Raw genomic sequence first — 5652 nt, 5'->3', positions numbered from 1 at the left:
AACTTTTTCAGCAGACCCTAATTAGGGGTCTCAAGACCCCCCTAGCGGCCACCGAGAAAACCTTCACCAGCTAGGTATTTTTACTCAAGTCTCTGGAGGGGGACAGCTTATGTGACAGTTGAGGGTGCGGAATGTGGGTTGTATAATTTCTGTGACCCGCGAGATACCCTGTCGTGATCGCTTTTGTCTTAATATCATGACCGACCTCTCTATTTTCAGTAGTCCGCCAGTTTTCTGGCTACCCGATCGCCTGAGCGAGCCGAATCCTTGGCTCGGTCACATTCCCTTCGCGTTCTGGCTTGTGGACGCGCTGAAACCGCGCTTGATCGTCGAGTTGGGAACCCATAGCGGCAACTCCTACCTCGCCTTCTGTCAGGCGGTACAGCGCTTAGAGATTCCCGCCACCTGCCGGGCGATCGATACGTGGCGCGGCGACGAGCAGGCGGGTTTTTACGGCGAAGAGGTGTTTTCGGAACTCTCTGGCTATCACGATACCCGGTACGGAGGATTTTCGCAATTACTCCGCTCCCGTTTCGAGGACGCGGTGAAGGATTTTCCCGACGGGTCGATCGACCTGCTCCATATTGACGGACTCCATACCTACGAAGCCGTAAAAGGGGATTTCGAGATGTGGCGGGGGAAACTATCCGATCGGGCGATCGTTCTCTTCCACGATATCGAGGTATGCGAATCCGATTTCGGGGTTTGGAAACTCTGGAAAGAACTCGGCGATCGCTATCCCCGTTTTTCCTTCCTCCATAGCTACGGATTGGGGGTTCTCGGTTTCGGCCGCGATCTACCCGACCCGTTGCGGATATTGTTCGCCCTCGATCGAGATCTGGCCGCGTGCGAGGACATTCGAGGGCGATTCGCCCGGTTGGGAAACGCCCTCATCGATACCTTCGCTCTTCAAACGATGCGGGAAGAAAACGCTCGCCTAGCCGGGCGGATAAAATACCTTGAAGCGAGCGAGCGAGAAATTCACGATCGCTGGATCGAGTATCAGGTCTACGGGCGACGGGTACAGGTGGAACTAGAGCGCTCGAGAGAACTCCTAAAAAAATACCGCGACGGCTACCATCGAACCCGCAAAGCGTGGGAAGAAGCGAAAATACAACTGCAACAGGCCAGCGAGGGCTGGGAAAGCGCCCAGAACATCGTTCGATGGATGGAGACGAGCTTCTTCTGGAGGCTACGAGAATTGTGGATCGATAACAAACCGATGTAACCCCTAGCAAGCGGACATTATCCCGAACCGATACAGACACACCATGACTCAGGAAGAACAGATCGCGCGACGGAAATCGGCCGTCGAATCTCTATCCCGATTACAATCCCTGCAAAACGAGATCGAGCGAAAATACCTCGATCCCCCGCTGCGAGACTCTTTAGTCGAGAGCTGCGGCCGTGCCGTCCGGAAAGCGTTCCGAAAAAGCCTCGATCTAGCGGTGGCTCTCACCCCAGCCGCGCTCGGCACCCCCTTGGAGGGATGGAAAATTGTCAGGATTCTCGCTAAGAGCGGTCTATTCGACGAGAACTACTACCGACAGCACCACCCTGAGATCGACGGAGTCGCTCCCCTCGACCACTATCGATTGATCGGTCGGTTCAAGGGCGCGTCGGTGAGTCCGCTTTTCGCTGTCGATTATTACACCGCCCGCTATCCCGAGACGATCACCTCGAATCTCGATCCCGTGATTCACTATCTCACCGTCGGCTGGAAAAAAGGCTACGATCCTCACCCGCTATTCGATACCGCCTATTACACGGCCCGCTATCCGGAGGTAAAAACCTCTGATCTCCCGCCTCCAGTTCATTATCGGACAATCGGGGCGAAAAAAGGCTATAATCCCCACCCGCTATTCGATACCGAGTATTACCTCGCCAATAGTCCAGACCTCGCGGGAAGCGATATCGATCCCCTCTCCCATTTCCTGATCTGGGGAGCGATCGCTGGACGGAATCCCCATCCCCTCTTCGATATCGCTTATTATCGCCGGCAGAATCCCACTGACGCGAATCCCCTGATCGACTACCTACAGGAACCCTCCTTCCGAAAATACGATCCCCATCCCCTCTTCGATCGCACCTATTACAAAAAACAGATATCGATCGATACGAATCCCCTACTCCACTACAAGAACGAGGGCTATCGTCTCGGCCTCGACCCTCACCCGTTATTTAAAACCGCCTTCTATCGCGAACAACTGCCCGAAGAGATGGGGGAAACCGTCGATCCGCTCTCGGATTATCTCGTCAACGGGGTCGCCGCAGGACGCGATCCTCACCCGCTCTTCGATAGCCGTTACTATCTCGATCGTAATCCAGGAGTCGCCCGCGAGAAAATTAATCCCCTCTTCGACTACTGCCGGGGAGGTGCGGCCGAAGGGCGTTTCGCGTGGTCGGCCGCTCGATTCGATCACCCGTTCCTGAACGGGTACCGATCGGGGGAAATCGGGTTTTTACTGGAGGGAAATCCAGACTTTCCCGACCCGACGAAGGAAAAAATCGCCGTTTCCTGTAGCTCGATCGGTAATTATTTCATGGGGGAGATCGCCGATATCCTCGCAGCCGGTCTGTCGGCGATCGGGGTGAAAACCCTCCGGCTCTCGGAAAACGATTCCCTCCCAGCGGACATCACGCAGGAAATTATCGTCGCACCTCACGAATTTTTCTATCTGGGAAACGGGGTCGCACTCGGGAACGACCGATCTCGAATCACCCGATCGATTTTGGTCAACGTGGAACAGCCCCAAACTGCGTGGTTTTCCAAAAGTTACGATTTCTTGCGCCAGGCTGCGCTAGTCCTCGATATTAACTGGCAAACGGCGGTTTTCACCCGCGCTCTCGGACTCTCCTCGTATTTCCTGCCGTTGGGGTATCTGCCGGGGTACGCCCCTTTCGCGTGGCAGAAGGAAAAACCCGATCTCCTTGCGTTACGAAGCGTCCCGCGGGAGCGTTGGCATTCTGTCGAGAGCGTCGATTCCCCGTGGGGTGATCGCCCGATCGAGCTGCTATTTATCGGTTATCTTAGCCAACGCCGACAGGACTTTTTTGCGACAAACGCCCGATGGCTTCATCGCTACCGCGCTTTTTTCCATATTCCTCCCCTAGACGGTCCCCTGATCGCGGGAAAAGGCAACGCCCTCACCACCGAGGCAGTTATCGGTTTAAGTCAACGGAGTAAAATCCTGCTCAATATTCACCAAAGCGATCTAAGCTATTTCGAGTGGCACCGGATCGTTTTTCACGGTCTCTGGCAGAAAACCCTCGTGATCACCGAACCCTGTTACCCTCTCCCCGGTTTGATTCCTAACGAACACTATATCGAGATTCCCGCCGAAAAAATGGAAGCGAAAATCGACGAACTCCTGAATACACCCGCGGGGCGCGAAGAGTCCGAACGGATTCGGAACGCCGGCCATCGGGCGATCATCGAACTTTTCCCGCTAGAGGCGATCGCATCGCAGCTTCTCTCCCTAACGGCGCGCGTTACTGACACGGCACAGGAGAAGGAACGGAAATGATCTTCACCCATCCCCACTCGTTACTTTTTGAAAAAAAACGATCTCGTCCAGTGAGCGTTACCGTCTGCGTTAGTCTCTATAACTATGCGGACTATATTCGGGAAACGCTGGATTCGCTCCTCGAACAGACCCTAGAAGCCTTCGATCTGGCGATCATCGATGACGCTTCCAGTGACGCTTCCGCCGAGATCACCTGCGACTGGCTGAAGAAAAACGCCGAGCGCTTCGAGCGGATTCTACTCGTCCGACACGATCGCAATAGCGGCGGCCCCTCCGCCCCCCGGAACACGGCGATCGCCTCATCGGATACCCCGTTTATTTTCTCTCTCGATGCCGATAATACCCTCTACCCCCGATGTCTCGAACGGTGTTTAGAAGTGATAGAAGATACCGGGGCCGAGATGGTTTATCCCCTGATCGAGAAATTCGGGGCGGAAACGGGAATTTTGGGAAATCAGAACTGGAGCGCGGAAATTCTTGCCCGTGGCAATTATATCGATAATATGGCCCTGATTCGGAGAACCGCGCTAGAGGCGGTGAATGGCTATTCCTATATGTGGCTCTACGGCTGGGAGGATTTCGATCTCTGGTGTAAATTCGTCGAACAGGATTTTCAAGGGGTTTTAGTGCCAGAAATCCTCGCCCGCTATCGGGTTCACCCGAAATCGCTCCTACAGGCCCACACGAAGTCAAGAGCGCGCTCTGTTACCGAGGAAATCCTCGAACGACACCCGTGGTTAACAATCGATCTAGAAGCGATCACTTGAAACTGATTGCTTCTCGTTTGGCCAGTCTTAAAATCTTACAACCCTGATTAACTAGGTTTTTCAAGGTGTGGAACCCCTTCAAGATAACCCGATGAATCACAGCTTAAAATCTAGCCTATCAATGGAGAAAATAACAGTCTCTGCAATTGTCTCTACTTATTCTAGACAAGCTAATGATAATCGCTTGACAATTCCCTCGATCGAATATAGAATCTTAAAATCTTATACCCCTGATTAACAAGGTTTTTCAAGGTGTGGAACCCCTTCAAGATAATCCGATGAATTATAGTTTAAAATCTAGCCCATCTATGGAAAAAATAACAGTCTCTGCTATTGTTTCTACTTATAAATCAGCCGAATTTATCCGAGGATGTCTAGAGGATTTAGTTACACAAACCCTTTATCAAAAGGGAGAATTAGAAATTATTGTTATCGATAGTGCTTCCCCCGAAAATGAACGGGAAATAGTCCTAGAGTTTCAACAAAAATATCCGAGAATTATTTATCAGCGGACGGAGGCAAGAGAAACCCTTTATCAAGCTTGGAATCGCGGCATTAAACAAGCGCGGGGACGTTATCTAACCAATGCTAACACCGATGATCGTCGCTGTTTCAATGCCCTAGAAATTATGGCTAGTTATCTCGACCAACATCGCGAGATTAGTTTAGTTTATGGCGATCAATTAATTACAACCATTAAGAATGATACTTTTGCCACTACCTCAGCTTTAAAACGCTGGAATTGGCCTGATTATTCCTATCAAGAGCTGCGGCAGAGATGTTGTGTAGGTTCTCAACCGATGTGGCGCAAATCACTTCACGATCGATACGGTTATTTTCAAGAGGATTTTCGCTGTGCGGGCGATTATGAATTTTGGTTAAGAATTGCTAGTCAAGGAGCAAAAATGTCCTTAATTCCCGAGATTTTGGGCTTGTATTATTTAAATCTGCAAGGATTAGAACACGGCAGTAATGGTCAAGCTTTACGGGAACATTATCAGGTATGTAAGACCTATCAAATTCCTCACCCAGAAATTGTCGATATAGCAGTTAATTCTGAGCCAGTTAATGTCGAAAATTTAGGTATACCTCTAGAGAGCGATGAACTAGAAAAATTAAAGATAATTCAAGCTGTTTCTACTCGTAAAACTCCAATAACTGGACTTCCCCGTTGACAAAAAGCCATAACCTGTGCTGTAGGAGGGATTAAAAGAATTTCCGCCGCCCCGTTACTGGGTACAAATCAGGGAAACTCCCAATAAATCTAACGCTTTTTGTTGCAGTTGGGTCGGTCGAGTTATCTTAGAAAAACGATAACTTCCCTCCCTAATCGTACATTCCACTGTATTCAAGCAAAT

At 50.9% G+C, this 5652-nt stretch carries 3 protein-coding genes and 1 pseudogene; all 4 read left to right on the top strand.

Annotated features, from left to right (window positions below; genetic code table 11):
- Positions 1-196: 196 nt before the first annotated feature.
- Complete coding sequence (locus O9332_RS11550) at positions 197-1228, top strand: class I SAM-dependent methyltransferase (RefSeq protein ID WP_043999301.1); 1032 nt, start codon at positions 197-199, stop codon at positions 1226-1228.
- 43 nt (positions 1229-1271) lie between these two features.
- A complete protein-coding gene (locus O9332_RS11545) occupies positions 1272-3527 on the top strand; it encodes a hypothetical protein (RefSeq protein ID WP_288025605.1) in 2256 nt (751 codons plus the stop codon).
- The gene (locus tag O9332_RS11540) at positions 3524-4294 is read left to right on the top strand and encodes a glycosyltransferase family 2 protein (RefSeq protein ID WP_002761535.1); all 771 of its coding nucleotides are present in this window, start codon (positions 3524-3526) and stop codon (positions 4292-4294) included. Before O9332_RS11545 ends, O9332_RS11540 begins: the two co-directional genes overlap by 4 nt.
- A gap of 278 nt (positions 4295-4572) precedes the next feature.
- Positions 4573-5451: pseudogene (locus O9332_RS11535) on the top strand (glycosyltransferase); the annotation flags it as partial.
- Positions 5452-5652: the final 201 nt, after the last annotated feature.

Origin of the sequence: Microcystis sp. LE19-10.1B, from assembly GCF_027530565.1 — a bacterium.
GTDB classification, from domain to species: Bacteria; Cyanobacteriota; Cyanobacteriia; order Cyanobacteriales; family Microcystaceae; genus Microcystis; species Microcystis aeruginosa.
This window is presented reverse-complemented; position numbering and strand designations above follow the sequence as displayed.